Raw genomic sequence first — 16079 nt, forward strand, 5'->3', positions numbered from 1 at the left:
GTACGTCCTGGGCCTCGTCAGCCGGCTGCTTCCTTGCGGCGGGCGCGGTAGGCGGCCACATGGAGGCGGTTGCCGCAGGTGCGGCTGTCGCAATAGCGGCGCGAACGGTTGCGGGAGAGGTCGACGAAGGCGCGCCGGCAGTCCGGGGCCTCGCAGCGTCGTAGCCGCTCCTGCTCACCGGCCACCACGAAGAAGGCCAGCGCCATTCCGCAGTCGGCCGCGAGATGGTCGGCGACGGAGGCACCGGGTGCGAAGTAGTGCACATGCCAGTCGTAGCCGTCGTGATCCGTGAGACGGGGCGTGGTGCCCGCGGCGGCGACCAGCTCATTGATCAGGCCGGAGGCGGTCCGGGCGTCCCGGGCCGCGAAGATCCCGGCGAACCGGCCCCGGACCTTGCGCACCGCGGAGAGGTCGAACTCGGACAGCGCTCCGACGTCACTGATGTCGTGCTTGTGCACGAACTCCGCGAGGGCGGCGACATCCGGCAGCGCGTCCGGGGTGGTCTCGTCCTCCGGTGCGGTGTTCACCAGATCCACCACGGCATCAAGCGCACACCGGGTGTCGTGGGTGATCAGCACGTTTCGCTCCCTGGCCTGGGGGTCGGGCGGGCGCCCGCCGATGCTGGCCGATGGTAGCCGCCCCGAGCCTGGAAGCCACGGGGCTCCCGTTGCCGAAACCGGTGACAGCCACGTGACTGCCCCCCCGAGCTGCCCATGAGAGGCTTCGGGGGTGCCTCTGAGCTCTGCCCCCGAGCCCCGGACGAGCGGGCCCCGGGCCCCCGGCCGGGCGCGCCGACGCCGCACCACGGTGGGCCCGTGGTGCGGCGTCGGCGTGTTCCCTGTGCGATTGTTCTGGCCCGAGCCGTCTCCCCGAGTGGACGGCGCCGGGCCGCTCGGTATGAGCCCCGCCCTAGCTTTCCGCCAGGATGTGCGAGAGCTCTTGGTCGAGATCGAAGTGCCGGTGTTCCGTGCCGGGAGGCACGGCCGCGTCCGTCCGCTTCAGGAAGGACTCCAGGGCCCGCGCCGGGGCCTCGAGCAGGGCCTCGCCCTCGGGAGAACTCAGGGCGATGCAGACGACGCCCTGGCCGTGACTGCGTGACGGCCAGACACGGACGTCGCCGGTGCCGGTCGGCCGGTGCAGGCCTTCGGCGAGGAGGTCGCGGGCGAACACCCACTCGACGGTCTCCTCGGCTCCGGTGTGGAAGGTGGCGTGCACGGCGTAGGGGTCGGCCGTGTCGTACCGCAGGCCTGCGGGGACAGGCAGGGAGGACTCGCTCGACACAACGAGGCGCAGGTGCAGCTCGCAGCTGACCGTGGTGTTCATAAGCGCCAGGGCCTTTCGCTCAGTGTGCGCTCGGGGATTCGCACGTCGGCGAAATCGACATGCCACCTACGGTGCCGTTGTAAACCCCTCTGAGTGTTTTGCGTGCCTTTACGTAACTCTTCCGGCCGAGAGCCTGTTCGCGAAGTACCACCATTCCGGTGACTGGAATCTCTCGGGTAGGGTCAGGCTGTATGAATACGGGGAGTAACGAGCCGGGCGAGGTAGCCATGGCGGCGGACGGGGCGAAGGCGGGTGGGGCGGCAAAGGAGCCGCAGGACCAGGGGCTGGGCTCCCGGGCGCCCGAATTCGTCAAGGCGCGCCGCATGCTGCATCTGAGCTGGCAGGTCGGCGTCTTCGTGATCGGTCTGGCCGTCGTGGCCGCCGGCGTGGTCATGCTGCCGCTTCCCGGGCCCGGGTGGGTCGTGATCTTCGGTGGTATGGCGATCTGGGCGACGGAGTTCGTCTGGGCCCAGCTCGTGCTGCGCTGGACCAAGCGCAAGGTCACCGAGGCGGCCGCGCGTGCCCTCGACCCCAAGGTGCGGCGCCGCAACATCACCCTTACCGTGATCGGCCTGGTGATCATCGGCGTTCTCATGGGTGTCTACCTCTGGAAGTTCGGCTTCGAGATGCCCTGGAACATCAAGGACCAGTGATCTTCCGCGGGGCGCGGGAGCCGGGCCGTCGCGGTCACAGGCACCCCGTGACATGGGGTAATGTTCTTTCTGCGCCCGGGCGATTAGCTCAGTGGGAGAGCGCTTCGTTCACACCGAAGAGGTCACTGGTTCGAACCCAGTATCGCCCACCCCGGAACGACGGCCCGTCTGCGACAGAGCAGACGGGCCATCGTCATTCCCACGGCACCGAGCCCTCCCGGCTTCCCCTCGCCCCCACCGGACGGTCCCGAGGCCAGGCCTCACCCATACAGCCGCAGACCAGCCGGACCACGAGCACCGGGCCGGACCGTGTACGTACGGAGTCGGGGCCGCCCCGCGCGGGTCACTATGCGACGCGGGCCAGGTGAAACGACGCGGGGTAAGCGATGCGGCGCGGGTCAAACGAGGTGGCGCGGGGCGAGGCGACGCGGCGCGGGCCGGGCGATGTGGCGCGGGGCGAGGCGATGTGGCGCGGGTCGGGCGATGTGGCGGGGGGCGAGGCGATGTGGCGCGGGCCGGGCGATGCGGCGCGGGGCGAGGCGATGCGGCGCGGGCCGGGCGATGTGGTGGTGGCCAGGCGAGGCGGCGCGGGTCAGTTGCGACTGCGAGACGCAGATCAGACGCGAGGCAGATCAGACATGGGACGCACGTAAGACGGGGGCCGCCACCCCAGCCGCGTGACAGGCGTCGGGCGATGCTATGCAGACGCGGGGCGCGGGGCGCGGGGCGCGGGGCGCGGGGCGCGGGGCGCGGGGCGCGGGGCGCGGGGCGCGGGGCGCGGGGCGCGGGGCGCCGGACGCGGGCAAGGCGGCGACTGCCCGCTGACGAGGTGCCGTAGGCCAAGCCACTGGACGCGGGTCTTGTCGCGCGACATGAGTCGCCACCCGCAGGCCAAACCGCTGGACGGGCCAGTCCGCGCGCCACAGCTGGGGCGATGCGCCGTAGGGCAGGCCAGGGCGCGCGACGCGGTCGGGCCATGCCCACCCCAGCCGGACCGCTCGGCGCAGGTCGGGTGCCGTACCTCAGACGGCCGCCGCCCTGACCGTTCCCCGTTCAACAAGCCCAGGCCGGCCCTGGGCCTGGAGTCCCAACCGGCACCCGGCAGCCCCGGTAAGCACCCCGGTGGGCGCCCTTCACCCACGCGCGGCGCGGGTTCCGGGCCTCGCGGCCCCACACCGGCGCGCCGGCGATAGCCCCAGCCCTCAGCCGGCACCCGGCACTCCCCGCGAACCGCCACCGCCACCCCCACGCCGTCCCCACCAAGCGCCGCGGACCTCCCGGATCCCCCCGCCAATGTGACTGTACGCAGTCACCCCACCCACCCCAGAGCCACCTTCCGCACCACACCGGCCATGTCCCCCCACCACTCCCATGCACTCCACCAGCCCCCCCGGCCCCTTCCGTCCCCTCCACCGCCCTCCGCCTCCTACTCCATCCCCTCCACCCCCTCAACCGCCCTCCACCCCCACTACCGCCCCTCACCCCCAGGCGGATTTCTGACCCTCTCTCCACCCGCCCCACCCCCACCTCCCGGTTCGGCCCCACGAACACACCCCCCTCACCTGCGACTTCGCCGCCCGGCCGTCAACTCGCCCTCGCCGCACGCCCCTTCCCTCGCTTTGCCCCCTCACAAGAAATTCCTGTCCGAATCATTGACGCTCTCTCAACCCCCTCGTACCTTGTGCCAGCAAGCGCTTTCTTGAAACGATTCATGCAGCGGCGGCGATGCCGCGGGGAGGGCCCGACTGTGGGAACCAGCAGGAATGTTGAGAGGCGAACGATCCTCAAGGCGGCCGGAGCGACGGCGGCCACACTCGGGCTGGCCGCGACCACGGGGTGCGGCGGGAGCAGCGAGGCCGGAGACGGAACGGTGACGATCCGTTACGCATGGTGGGGTGGCGAGCCGCGCACCATCGCCATCAAGAAAACGATCGCGCTCTTCGAGAAGAAGTACCCGAAGATCAAAATCAAGCCCGAATTCACCGACTACGAGGCGTTCTGGGAGAAGTTCCAGACGCAGGCCTCCGGTGGAAATCCGCCGGACGTTTTCCAGAATGCGGTCGGTTTCCTGCGCAAGTACGACAAGCGCGGTGTTCTGCTGGATCTCAAGGCACAGTCGGACGCGGGGAATCTGCGCCTGGACAACTTCCGCAACGGCGTCCTGGCGAACGGTCAGGTCGACGGCAAGCAACTCGGCATCCCCGTCGGCGCCAACACCATGGCGCTCGTCATCGACCTCAAGGCCTTCAAGAAGGCCGGTGTGGAGGCGAAGTTCGGTTGGACCTGGGACGAGTACTTCGACGCGCTGCAGACGATCCAGGACAAGGTGAAGATCGCCGGTGACACCGGCTACTTCAGCATCATGTACCTCTACGACCTGTATCTGCGTCAGAACGGCAAGGCGTTCTTCACCGACTCCGGTCTCGGCTTCACCGAGGACGATCTGACACAGTGGTGGGAGGACGGCTACAAGCGCGTCAAGTCCGGCCTCGTCGCCGACCCGAAGAAGATCGAGCAGGTCAAGCCCAAGTCCGGTCTCTCGGCGGGGCTCGCCGCCTCCGAGTTCACCTGGGACAACTTCTCCATCCGCTACGAGGGCGAGGGCGAGTCGGACTACGGGCTCGCGCCGATCCCGACCACCGACGGCAAGGACACCGGCCAGTACCTCGGCTCGCTGATGCTCAGCGGCTTCTCCGGGACCAAGCACCCGAAGGAGGTCGCCCAGTTCATCGACTTCATGGTCCACGACCCGGAGGTCGGCGAGATCATGGGCTACGACCGCGGCATCCTCGCCACGACCGAGCAGTACGACGCGTTCAAGCCTACCGACGAGAACAACAAGGGGATCGCCGCGTACGAGGAGGAGGTCGCCAAGGCCGGCGTCCTCGGGAAGATCACCCCGCACCCGTCCGGCGCCGATGTCGTCGAGGCTGCCTTCCTGCGCATCGGCGGCGAGGTCGCCCAGGGCAAGACCAAGCCGGCCGACGCCGCGAAGGCGCTGTTCAGCGAGGCCAAGGCCGCCTTCGCGGGCTGAGGGGACGTACCACCATGACGCTCGTCAAGGAAGCGCCCGCGCGTCCGGCCGGGAAGCGGTCCGCCGCTCCCGTCGCCGGGCGGCGCGGGCGGCGCCGCGAGAACCTCGCCGGCTACCTCTTCATGTCGCCGTGGATCGCGGGCTTCCTGCTCCTCACGGCGGGGCCGATGATCGCGTCGCTGTACTACGCGTTCACCAGCTACAACCTGTTCACGCCCCCCAAGTGGGTGGGGCTCGACAACTTCACGACGATGTTCCAGGACCCGCGCTGGCAGAAGTCGGTCGAGGTCACCCTGAAGTACGTCGTCGTGGCCACCCCGCTGAAGCTGCTGCTCGCGCTCGGTGTCGCGCTGCTGCTCGCCCAGAAGCGGCGCGGGCAGGGTCTGTACCGGGCCGCTTTCTACATGCCCTCGCTCATCGGCGCCAGCGTCTCCGTCGGCTTCGTGTGGCGGGCGCTGTTCTCGGACGACGCCGTCGTGGACCGGACGCAGAAGATCTTCGGGCTCGACGTGGGCGGTTGGATCGGCAACCCGGACTACGTCCTCTACGCCCTGGTGGCCCTGAGCATCTGGCAGTTCGGCGCGCCGATGGTCATCTTCCTGGCCGGTCTCAAGCAGGTCCCGCAGGAGCTGTACGAGGCGGCCGAGATGGACGGGGCCGGTCCCTTCCGGCGGTTCTGGAACATCACGCTGCCGATGATCTCGCCGGTGCTGTTCTTCAACGTGCTGCTGGAGTCCATCCACGCGTTCCAGGTGTTCGGCTCGGCGTACGTCGTCTCCGACACCCGGTGCGGGCCCGCCGACGCCACGCTCGTCTATACCTGTTACCTCTACCAGAAGGGCTTCAAGGAGGCCCAGATGGGCTTCGCCTCCGCGATGGCCTGGACGCTGGTGGTCGCGGTGGCGCTCGTCACGGCGGTCCTGTTCTGGTCGCAGAAGAAGTGGGTGCACTACGAGGAGGCCGCCAAGTGACCACCGCCACCAGCCCTGCCGTACGCACCGCGAACGAGCGGCGGCCCGCCGGATCGATCGCCTGGCACCTGGGCGCGCTCGTCGTCCTCGCGGTCGTCCTGTACCCCGTGATCTGGGTGCTCGGTGCCTCGTTCAAGCCGAGCAAGGACATCGTCGCCAGCCTCGACCTGCTGCCCACCAAGCCGGTCTGGGCGAACTTCTCCGGGCTCGCCGACGGTATCTCCGGCATCTCCATCAGCACCTTCTTCACGAACTCGCTGATGTACGCGGGTCTCGCCGTGGTCGGTGTCGTGCTGTCCAGCTCGCTGACCGCGTACGCCTTCGCCAAGATCCGGTTCGCCGGGCGGAACCTGCTGTTCACACTGATGATCGGCACGCTGCTGCTGCCGTACCACGTGCTGCTGATCCCGCAGTACGTGCTGTTCCGCAACCTCGGGTACATCGACACGCTGGTACCGCTGGTCGCGGGCAAGTTCCTGGCCACGGAGGCGTTCTTCGTCTTCCTGATGGTGCAGTTCATGCGCGGGCTGCCGCGCGAGCTGGACGAGGCCGCCAAGCTCGACGGCTGCGGGCATCTGCGCACCTACTGGTCCATCGTGCTGCCGTTGAGCCGCCCCGCCGTCATCACCAGCGCCATCTTCACCTTCATCAACGCCTGGAACGACTTCATGGGGCCGTTGATCTACCTCAACACCCCCTCCAAGTACACCGTTTCGCTCGGCCTGATGATGTTCCGCGACCAGGAGGGCATCTCCGACTACGGCAGCATGATCGCGATGTCGCTGGTGGCGCTGGTGCCGGTCATCGCCTTCTTCATGGCCTTCCAGCGCTACCTCATCGACGGTATGGCGACGTCCGGACTGAAGTGAGGCGATTCCCATGGCCCAAGCGCGTGTGAAGGCCCGTAGGGCGGCCTTCCTCGGGGGCGAGCGGTTCGCCGTCTTCGCCGAGTGTCTGCTCACCGGGGTGTGGATCGCGGTGGCCTCGCTCGGGGTCGTCACGTATCCCGCCGCGTTCGCCGCCGGCGCACGGCATCTTCGGCGTCGGGTCGGGCACGAGGGCGGCGGTCTGCGGGAGTTCGTCGAGGACTTCCGTGGGGCTGTCCGCGGTGGCTGGGTCGTCGGGCTGCTCGGCCTGGCGGCGGCCGCCGCGGTCCGGGTCGACGTCGTGGCGGCGCGGGCCGGGCTTCCCGGCGGGCCGTTCGTGGGAGCCGTGGGCATCCTCGCCCTGCTCGGACTGGCCGTGGCTCTGTTGCGGGCGGGGGCCGTCTGGACGCCGGGGGCGTCCTGGCGGGCGCTGCTCGCGGAGGCCGGGCGCCGGACCGTGGTCGATCCCGCCGGTTCCTTCCTGCTCGTCGGCGGGCTGGGCGTGGTCGCCGCGTCCGCGTGGTTCGTCGTGCCGCTCGTCGTCCCCGTCCTGGGGGTGGTCGTGGCGGCGGCCGTCGCAGTCGAGGAGCGCCACCGGCACCGCTGACCGGCGGTGCCCCCCTCTTCAGGTCGGCGCCCGAGGCGGGCGCCGCACCTCTCTCTGTCATGCCCCTGATCAGTCAGACTCGGGAAAGGTAACGACCATGTCTCCCATCCCCCGCAGGTCCCTCCTCAAGGCGGCGGCCGTGGCCGGAGCCGCCGCCCAGTTCTCCTGGGCGCTAGGGGCCAAGGACGCCGAGGCCGCGCCCCGGGCCGCGGCGGCGGACACGGATCCGGTGACCCTCGACTGGCTGGAGGACGGCGGACTCGGCGCCGCCCCCGGCTCCACGCTCGGCGTGCCCTGGCCGATGGGCGCCTTCCAGGAGGACCAGACCTTCGCGCTGACGGACGCCGACGGCAAGGACGTGCCCGTCCAGTCCTGGCCGATCGCCTACTGGCCGGACGGCTCCCTCAAGTGGACCGCGCACGCCGTGAGCCAGGGCTCCGGCAAGCTCACCCTCGCCGCCGGCACCCCCGCCGCCCCCGCCAAGAAGGTCACCGTCGACAAGAGCGGCGGCACGATCGACGTCTCCACCGGGGTCATCACGGTGAAGATCGGCAAGGACGGCGCCTCGCTCATCAAGTCCGTCAAGCGCGGCTCCACCGAGATCGCCAAGAACGGCCGGCTGGTCCTGATCCGCCAGCCCGAGATCGAGGACGAGGACCAGGGCACCGTCAAGACCGAGCGCTTCGAGGGCGCCATCGGCGAGGTCACCGTCGAGCAGACGGGCCCGGTCCGCGCCGTCGTCCGCGTCGACGGCAAGCACCGCAGGGGAAGCCGCAGTTGGCTGCCGTTCTCCATCCGCCTCTACTTCTACGCGGGCGCCGACTCCTTCCGCATGGTCCACACGATCACGTACGACGGGACCCAGGAGCCCGGCAAGGCGAGCGGTGACTTCATCCGCGGACTGGGGGTCCGCTTCACCGTGCCGATGCGCGACGCGTCCTACGACCGCCACATCCGCATCGGCGGCGAGGGCACCGGTCTGCTCAGGGAGGCGGTCAAGGGCATCACGGGCCTGCGCCGCGACCCGGGCGCGGCCGTGCAGGCCGCCCAGTACGCGGGGGAGAAGCTGCCGGACCCGTCCACCTGGGACCAGCGGGTCACCACCCGTCTGCAGTACATCCCCGAGTGGGGCGACTACACCCTCTCGCAGCTCTCCGCCGACGGCTTCACCCTGCGCAAGCGCACCAAGAAGGGCTACGGCTGGATCGGCGCCGGCGGCGGCGGGCGGGCCTCCGGCTTCGGGTACGTCGGCGGGGCGAGCGGCGGGTTCTCCTTCGGGCTCCGGGACTTCTGGGAGCGGCACCCCTCCCAGCTCGACATCCGCGACGCGCACACCGACGAGGCCGAGGTCACCCTCTGGCTCTGGTCCCCCGAGGCGCAGCCCATGGACCTGCGCTTCTACCACGACGGCATGGGCCAGGACACCTACCCCGAGCAGCTCGAAGGCCTCAACATCACCTACGAGGACCACGAGCCCGGCTTCGGCACCCCCTACGGGATCGCCCGTACCTCCGAACTGCTGTTCTGGGCCAACGAGTCGACGCCCGCGCCCGCGAAGCTCGCCGAACAGGTCGAGGCCGTCCGGGTGCTCCCGCAGCTCGCCGCCCCGCCCAGGCAGCTCATCAAGGCGAAGGTGTTCGGGCCGGGCCTGTACTCCGAGCCCGACCGCTCCACCCCCGCCAAGGCGAAGATCGAGGACCACCTCGACTTCCTCTTCACCTACTACAAGGACCAGGTGGAGCAGCGCCGCTGGTACGGCTTCTGGGACTACGGCGACATCATGCACACCTACGACACGGTCCGGCACCAGTGGCGGTACGACATCGGCGGCTACGCCTGGGACAACTCCGAGCTGTCCCCGGACCTCTGGCTCTGGTTCGCCTATCTGCGCTCCGGCCGCGCGGACGTCTTCCGCTTCGCCGAGGCGATGACCCGGCACACCGGCGAGGTGGACGTCTACCACATCGGGCAGTGGGCGGGCCTCGGCACCCGGCACGGTGTCCAGCACTACGCCGACAGCGCCAAGCAGCAGCGCATCGCCAACACCACCTACCGCCGCTACTACTACTTCCTCACGGCGGACGAACGCGTCGGCGACCTCATGCACGCCAACGTCGACTCCGACGAGACGTTCCTCGCCCTCGACCCGCTGCGCAAGATCCGCACCGAGCCGTACACCCCCGACCGGCACGCCCTGTCGATCGGCTTCGGCACCGACTGGAGCGGCCTGGTCTCGGCCTGGCTCACCGAGTGGGAGCGCAAGGGCCCCAAGTGGGAGAAGGCCAAGGCGCGCGTGCTGTCCACGATGGAGACGATCGCCGCCCAGCCCAACGGCTTCGTCCAGGGCAGTGGTCTGTACGACCTCGACACGGGCAAGTTCGCCGTGGCCACCACCCCGGTCGTCGGCGTCTCCCACCTGTCCGCGGTCTTCGGCCTCAACGAGCTGTGCGCCGAACTCATCCACCTCGTCGACATGCCGGCCTTCAACGCGGCCTACTTCGACTACTGCCGCTACTTCAACGCCACCAAGGCCGAGCAGGCGGCCCGCTACGGCTCCAACTTCGGCACCCTGCTGCTGTTCCAGGGCCACTCCCGCCTCGACGCGTACGCCGCCGTGCAGACCGGCGACGAGACGCTCGCCAAGCGGGCGTGGACGAAGTTCTACAGCTCCGACGGCTACACCGAGTCCTCGCCGTGGAGGACGGAGCCGGTGACCGGCCCCGCCGCCCTGGTCGAGGGCAGCGAGGCCGCCTGGGTGTCCACCAACGACACCGCCCTCTACGGCCTCGCCGCCATCGAGAACCTGGCCCTCCTCGGCGACAAGATGCCGTAACCGGCGCTCAGTTCATCCGCCCCAGGACCTCCCGCACCCTCCGGACGTCCCGCAGCCGCTGCTCGTACGTCGCCCCGAGTGCGAGCAGCAGCAGTCCGGCGAGCGCGGGAGCCACCCAGCGGGGGAGCGCGTCGGCGACCTGGACGAGATACGGCGCGAGTTCGTGCAGCGCGTCCAGGACCAGCACCGAGCCGCCCAGCACCAGCGGCGCCCGGAGCCGGTGCCGGGCACCGAGCAGGGTGACCAGCAGCGCGGCCGCGCCCAGCAGCAGGGGGCGGGTCCATTCCGGGTCGCCCCAGGCCGCGGCCAGGCTCGGCAGGAGGGTGGCGGCGAGCCCGGGGCCGTACGCCGTCCAGGACGAGGCCTCGGGGTCACGGCGCCGGCGCAGGACGCCCACCAGCAGCGCGGGGACCGTGACCGGCAGGGTGTACGCCTCCGGGACGCCGACGCGCCAGGCCGCCAGCCGCACCCAGGCGGCCAGCACGAAGAGGGCCACGGCCGCGTACCCGACACGGCGCCGGTCCGGACGGACGGCCGTGCCCGCGGCGATCACCGCGCACAGCGACAGCACCAGCGCGAGCAGGGGCAGGTCGGGGACCGCGAGGCCGACGGCGACCAGGCCCGCGACGGCACCCGTGATCTCCACCGTGAGCGTGGTCGCGGGGTCGGCGATCCGGGGCGCGAGCAGGGCCGCCGCCACCGGGACCACGAGGACCAGCAGGGCGGTGTGCTCCGGGCGCCAGCCGGCCGAGGCGCCCACCGCGCACATCAGCGCCGTGGCGTACCCGAGGGAGGCGGCGGCCGGCACCGGGGCGAGCCGCCCGCGCAGGGCGGCCACCGCGCACACGACGGTCAGCGAGGCCAGGACGGTCAGGGTCGCCGACTCGGCGGCCAGGGAGAGACAGGTCAGACCGAGCGAGGTCGCCACCGCGAGACCGGCCGCCAGGGGCGTGCCGAGCCACAGCAGCACCGCCACCACCAGCCCGAACGTCACCAGGCCCGCCGCATAGGGCAGTTCGAGCGCTGCCGGGAGAACGACCGCCGCCGCCCACGCGGGGACGAGCGCGTACGGCCGCCGGCGCGTGTCGCCGCGGACCGCGAGGAGCGCGGCCACCCCGACGAGCACCAGGGGCGCGGTGGCCGAGTGCGGCGGCCAGAACGCGTCGACCGTCGCCGCCGTACGAGCGTCCCCGGGCGCTCCCGCCCAGATCCGGCTGAGCCACACCGTCGGCCCGAGCAGCGCGACCCCCGCCGCGGGCACCGCCCACAGCACCGCGCCGCCCTGCACGGCGTACGAGGCGAGCGCGAGCCCCCGGCGCACCGGCTCCGGGCCCCGCGCGACGAAGAGCAGCGCGACACCGCAGGCCGAGCACGCGGGCACGACCCACTCACCGGGCAGCGACACCCGCAGCACACCCGCGAGACCGGCGACCGCGCACAGCGCGCCCGCCACCGCCGTCCCCGTGGCGAGCCCGGTGCGCGGCGTGTACCACGCGACGCCCAGGGCGATGGCCGCCGCCAGGGAGAGGAGCGCCGCCGCACGGGCGGCGGCGCCCGGACCGGAGGCGTCCAGCGACAGCACAGCCGCCGTGAGGACGCCGTGACCGCCCACGGCGAACGCGCCCGCCATGGCCACGAGCCGCAGGGGGCGCACGGAGACCCGCAGCGCCACGACGGCGTCGAAGGCCGCCGTCAGCAGCAGGGCGGCCGTCACCGCGGACAGGCCGCCGCCCGCCGTGAGGGTCCACAGCGGCAGCGGGAGTTGGCCGGCCACCAGACCGGCCGGGCGCGGCAGACGCAGCCCGTCGAGGGCCGTGCCGTACGCCGTCCAGAGCGCCGCGAGCGTCGTCGACGCGACCGCCGCGTACGTCATTCCGTCCGCCGTCGTGAACGCGACCTCGTACAGGGCGTAGGCGTCCAGGACCGTCAGGGCGAGACCGAGTCCCGCGACCGTTTCGGCCGTCGAGCGCAGCCCGCGCCGCAGCAGCGCCACCGGCGCGCCCAGCACGGCCAGCGTGACCCCGCCCAGCACCAGGGACCGGCCCGTGATGCCCAGATGACCCCAGCTGACGAGGGTGAACACCATCGCCGCCACGGTGAGCAGGACACCGCCGAGCAGCAGCAGGACGTTCTGCACACCGGGTGCGGTGGCCTCCGGCCGGGTGCTCGGGGGCAGGGGCGCGGGCAGGGGTCGTACCGGCTGGAGGACCGAGACCAGCCAGGCCCGGCGGGCCAGCAACTGGGCGCGCCGGGCGTCCAGTCGGTACAGCTCGGCGTCGAGGAGCCGCAGTTCCTCGGCCGGCGGCGGAAGGGACGTCATGACTGGAGTGTGGGCCGCGTCACTTCGTACGGCATGGGTACGGGTACTCAGTGCGTACTCAAATGCCGTACGGCCCACCCCCGTACTGGCACACTCGGCCCATGGAATGGACCCGTTACCGCTTCCTCAGCCTGTGGGCCCTGCCCGCGCCGCCCGCCGCCGTGTACGCCGAGCTGGAGCGGGTCGAGGACTATCCACGCTGGTGGCGCCAGGTCCGCGAGGTGAACCGCCTCGGCGACACCACCGGGATCGTCCGCATCCGTTCGTTCCTGCCGTACGACATCACGTTCACCGCCCGGGAGAGGCGCCGCGCCCCTGCGGCGGGCGTCCTGGAGATCGCGATGACCGGCGACATCGAGGGCTGGGCCGGCTGGACGGTCACCGCCGGCGGCCCCGGCACCCTCGCCCGCTACGAGCAGGTGGTCGAGGTGCGCAAGCCGCTGCTCAGGAGGTTCGCCGTGGTCGGGCGTCCGCTGTTCCGGGCCAATCACCGGCTGATGATGCGGGCCGGGCGGCGCGGACTGGCCGCCCGTCTGGAAGCGGTTTGAAGGAAGCGTGCGGGGACCTGTATTGTTCAGTGCGTTCCCGGGCGATTAGCTCAGTGGGAGAGCGCTTCGTTCACACCGAAGAGGTCACTGGTTCGAACCCAGTATCGCCCACCGGGAGAGAGCCGGTCCGCAGTCCGCGGACCGGCTCTTCGCGTCCCCTGCCGCCGTCCCGGCTAGGCCGCCGCCGCCGGCAGTTCCGGGCGGACCGGCCAGGACGTGTCCACCGTCTCCGGGTTGCCGCTGCGCGCGAACCACGCCTGCAGACCCCGCGCCTGGGCCGCGAACCACGCCGTCTGCAGCGCGTGCAGCTCGGCCGGGGACAGCCGCTCCAGACGGGCCGAGAAACGCCGGCCCACCGCGCGGACGACCTCCAGCGCGGCCACGGCGTCCGCCGCCGCGTCATGCGCGTCGGACAGGGACACGCCGTAGTGCGCGCACAGGTCGGTCAGCGTGCGCCGCCCCTTGCGGTAGCGGTCCAGATGCTTGTCCAGGACCCGGGGGTCCAGCACCCGCAGCGGCGCCGGCTCCAGCCAGTGGTCCAGCGACGAGGCCCGGTGCCGGCGCAGCTCGCGGTCCAGCAGGGTCAGGTCGAACGGCGCGTTCATCACCACCAACGGCCGTCCCGCCGCCGCCTGTTCGGCGAGCAGCTCGGCTATCTCGAACATCACCGGCGCCGGCCAGCGGCCGTTGCGCTGCAGATGGTCGTCCGTCAGCCCGTGCACCGCCGTCGCCTCGGCGGGCACCGGCACGCCCGGGTTCACCAGCCAGCGGCTCACCCGCGGCCGTACCCCCGGGGCGTCCTGGACGACGAGGGCGGCCGACACTATCCGGTCGGCCTCCACGTCGACGCCCGTCGTCTCCGTGTCGAAAGCGGCCAGCGGGCCCTCGTACCAGTACGACATACCAACACAACCCCTCGTTCACCCACGGCAGCTGACGCACCGTCTTCTGCCCGTTTGGTGATACCCGGGCTGTTTGCGCCGTACGCCGGAAGGACACAACAGGAGTACGGGTCTTTGCAGTTCAGCGGCCCGCGGCGGGATTCACTCGGTATTCCATTCGCATTCACTCGGCCCGGATCAGGGCATCTCACTTGTCGTGGAAGGCAGTTGGTCATGGCGATAGCGCAGCCCGAGCGGGGCGGGCTGCTGCCCGAGCAGACGGGCCCCCATCGCGGCACACTCGCCACCACCGCCTGCATGGAGACACTGCAGGTCGGCTACTTGCACGCGGTCGCGGCGGCCGCGGGCTGCTCACTGTCCCAGCCGTTCCCGGACAACGGCATCGACTGGCACGTCAGCCACAGCGCGCCCGGCCACACCGTGGACGACGAGGTCACCATCAAGGTGCAGCTCAAGGCCACCTACCAGATACCGCCCGGTCCACCGGGCCGGTTCTTCTCCTTCACCCTCGACAACGACCACCTGCGCAAGCTCGCCCGCACCCCGGTGTCGGTGCACAAGATCCTCGTCGTGATGATCGTCCCCCGCTCGCCCGACCAGTGGCTGCGCGCCGGACACGACCGTCTCGACCTGCGGCACTGCTGCTACTGGGTCAATCTCGCCGGCCACCCGATCACCGGGCGGACCCGGACCACCGTGCGGATACCGACCTCACGCATCTTCGACGACCGGGCCCTGTGCGAGATCATGACGCGGGTCGGGACGGGAGGCAGACCATGACCCACCGGCCCCTCGACGAGCCCCTGAGGGCGGTACGACCGCACCCGGAGGTCTGCTGGGACCGGGCCCCCGAGCCCGGCGAGGTCGACCCGGCCGTCCTCGGCGCCCTGCTGCGCCGGCACGGCTGGCAGCGGCGCGGCGGCGCCGTCGGACGCTACGGCCGCTGGACCCCACCCGGGCCCGGCGCGGGCGGCACGAGCCTCCTCGTGCCCGAGAGCCGGGCCTTCCCCGACAGCGACGACCTGCTCGGCGAGGCGCTCCAGGCGCTCGCCCGCAGCGGCACGCCCTCCGCGCGCGAGGTGCTCGTCGGGCTCGCCGTGCCGAGCGACGAGATCCGCTGGTGGCGCGACACCCCCGACGGCGCTGCCGGACCCGCGGGCGCCGCGCCCTGGACCGTCGAGGAACAGTTGCGCGGCGCCGCCCGTCAGATGCTCCTCGCCGGTGCGCTCGCCACCCGCGCGCGGGCCGGCTACTACGGCGCCCGGCACCGGCGGGCCGCCTCCGCACTGCTCGACCAGGTGCTGGTCGGCTCCGGGGCCGGCGGCCGCCGGCTGACCGCCTTCGTGCCGGCCGACCCGGTCCGCCCCCTCGCCGTCCGCCTCCACCAGGCGCTCTACGCGGTCCGTGAGGCCATCGACTACCAGCGGGCCACCGGCGGCATGGACGCCTTCGACGGCGCCGTGGAGGCCGGAGCCAGCCGCGAGCTCACCGACGCGCTGATCGCCCTGGTCCGAGGCACCGAGGGCGCCCGGGTCGCCGTGGAGTGGGCCCCCGCCGCCGGGGTGCCCGAGGGCTGCGCCGCCACCAACGAGCCCGTCGAGTTCTCGCCCGGCGACCTGCCCGTGCTGCGCGAGGCCGGCGCCCGCTATCTGCGCGAGGAACCCGCGATGGCCGTGCGGATCACCGGCACCGTGGTGCGGCTGCGCAGGTCGGGGCCGCGCGGCGAGGGCAGTGTACGGCTGCGGGTGCTGGCCGGCGCCGAGATCCCCCACGTCCGGCTCACCCTCGACGAGGAGGACTACCGCATCGCCGGGCAGGCCCATCTCGTCGGTCTGCCGGTGCGGGTGCAGGGACGGCTGGAGAGCAGGGGCGGCTTCCGCAGGCTCACCGGCGCCTGCGGGGTCGTACCGGTGCAGGTCGACGACGCCGAGCGGGACCGGCTGATGAAGTCCCTCCAGGAGCATCTCGACTTCTTCGAGGAGGCCTGCGGCGGGGAGTACGACGGGGACTGATTTCGCGGTC

Annotated in this window: 13 protein-coding genes and 2 tRNA genes; 11 read left to right on the forward strand and 4 right to left on the reverse strand. The window is 71.6% G+C overall.

The genetic code is table 11. The features are described 5' to 3' along the window. Positions 1-17: 17 nt before the first annotated feature. On the reverse strand, positions 18-578 hold the full coding sequence (locus tag OG852_RS38820) for a CGNR zinc finger domain-containing protein (protein WP_133913373.1): 561 nt from the start codon (positions 576-578) through the stop codon (positions 18-20). 331 nt (positions 579-909) lie between these two features. Beyond that, on the reverse strand, positions 910-1323 hold the full coding sequence (locus OG852_RS38825) for an SsgA family sporulation/cell division regulator (protein ID WP_004002642.1): 414 nt from the start codon (positions 1321-1323) through the stop codon (positions 910-912). A gap of 191 nt (positions 1324-1514) precedes the next feature. Here OG852_RS38825 and OG852_RS38830 point away from each other — a divergent pair, with 191 nt between their 5' ends. From OG852_RS38830 to OG852_RS38860, 7 genes are all read left to right on the forward strand, one after another. Beyond that, entirely contained in the window at positions 1515-1976 is a 462-nt protein-coding gene (locus tag OG852_RS38830) for a TIGR02611 family protein (RefSeq protein WP_133913372.1), read from the forward strand. 77 nt (positions 1977-2053) lie between these two features. Next, positions 2054-2125: transfer RNA gene (locus tag OG852_RS38835), tRNA-Val, on the forward strand. Between the two features lie 1598 nt (positions 2126-3723). Continuing rightward, positions 3724-5010: an ABC transporter substrate-binding protein gene (locus OG852_RS38840; protein WP_330350325.1), complete on the forward strand. Its 1287-nt coding sequence runs from the start codon at positions 3724-3726 to the stop codon at positions 5008-5010. Between the two features lie 14 nt (positions 5011-5024). After that, positions 5025-5981: a carbohydrate ABC transporter permease gene (locus OG852_RS38845; protein WP_133913370.1), complete on the forward strand. Its 957-nt coding sequence runs from the start codon at positions 5025-5027 to the stop codon at positions 5979-5981. After that, a complete protein-coding gene (locus OG852_RS38850) occupies positions 5978-6850 on the forward strand; it encodes a carbohydrate ABC transporter permease (protein WP_133913369.1) in 873 nt (290 codons plus the stop codon). The genes OG852_RS38845 and OG852_RS38850 overlap by 4 nt, the downstream gene beginning before the upstream one ends. 10 nt (positions 6851-6860) lie before the next feature. Next, complete coding sequence (locus OG852_RS38855; RefSeq protein ID WP_330350326.1) at positions 6861-7454, forward strand: hypothetical protein; 594 nt, start codon at positions 6861-6863, stop codon at positions 7452-7454. Between the two features lie 97 nt (positions 7455-7551). After that, positions 7552-10287: an exo-rhamnogalacturonan lyase family protein gene (locus tag OG852_RS38860; protein ID WP_330350327.1), complete on the forward strand. Its 2736-nt coding sequence runs from the start codon at positions 7552-7554 to the stop codon at positions 10285-10287. 7 nt (positions 10288-10294) lie between these two features. On the opposite strand, the gene OG852_RS38865 is transcribed toward OG852_RS38860, so the two are convergent. Beyond that, positions 10295-12607: an SCO7613 C-terminal domain-containing membrane protein gene (locus OG852_RS38865; RefSeq protein ID WP_330350328.1), complete on the reverse strand. Its 2313-nt coding sequence runs from the start codon at positions 12605-12607 to the stop codon at positions 10295-10297. 101 nt (positions 12608-12708) lie between these two features. Between OG852_RS38865 and OG852_RS38870 the strand changes: the two genes are divergently transcribed. Continuing rightward, entirely contained in the window at positions 12709-13155 is a 447-nt protein-coding gene (locus tag OG852_RS38870) for an SRPBCC family protein (RefSeq protein ID WP_330350329.1), read from the forward strand. Positions 13156-13194: 39 nt separating this feature from the next. Next, positions 13195-13266: transfer RNA gene (locus tag OG852_RS38875), tRNA-Val, on the forward strand. A gap of 62 nt (positions 13267-13328) precedes the next feature. Here the strand turns inward: OG852_RS38875 and OG852_RS38880 are convergent. Continuing rightward, on the reverse strand, positions 13329-14057 hold the full coding sequence (locus OG852_RS38880) for a 3'-5' exonuclease (RefSeq protein ID WP_133913364.1): 729 nt from the start codon (positions 14055-14057) through the stop codon (positions 13329-13331). A gap of 213 nt (positions 14058-14270) precedes the next feature. On the opposite strand from OG852_RS38880, the gene OG852_RS38885 reads away from it, so the two are divergent. After that, positions 14271-14837 carry a DUF4365 domain-containing protein gene (locus tag OG852_RS38885; RefSeq protein WP_133913363.1) on the forward strand — a complete coding sequence of 189 codons (567 nt, stop codon included), beginning with the start codon at positions 14271-14273 and terminating at the stop codon, positions 14835-14837. After that, positions 14834-16069, forward strand: a complete 1236-nt coding sequence (locus tag OG852_RS38890; protein ID WP_133913362.1) for a hypothetical protein — start codon at positions 14834-14836, stop codon at positions 16067-16069. The genes OG852_RS38885 and OG852_RS38890 overlap by 4 nt, the downstream gene beginning before the upstream one ends. The last annotated feature ends 10 nt before the right edge of the window (positions 16070-16079 follow it).

Origin of the sequence: Streptomyces sp. NBC_00582, assembly GCF_036345155.1 — a bacterium.
Taxonomy (GTDB): Bacteria; Actinomycetota; Actinomycetes; order Streptomycetales; family Streptomycetaceae; genus Streptomyces.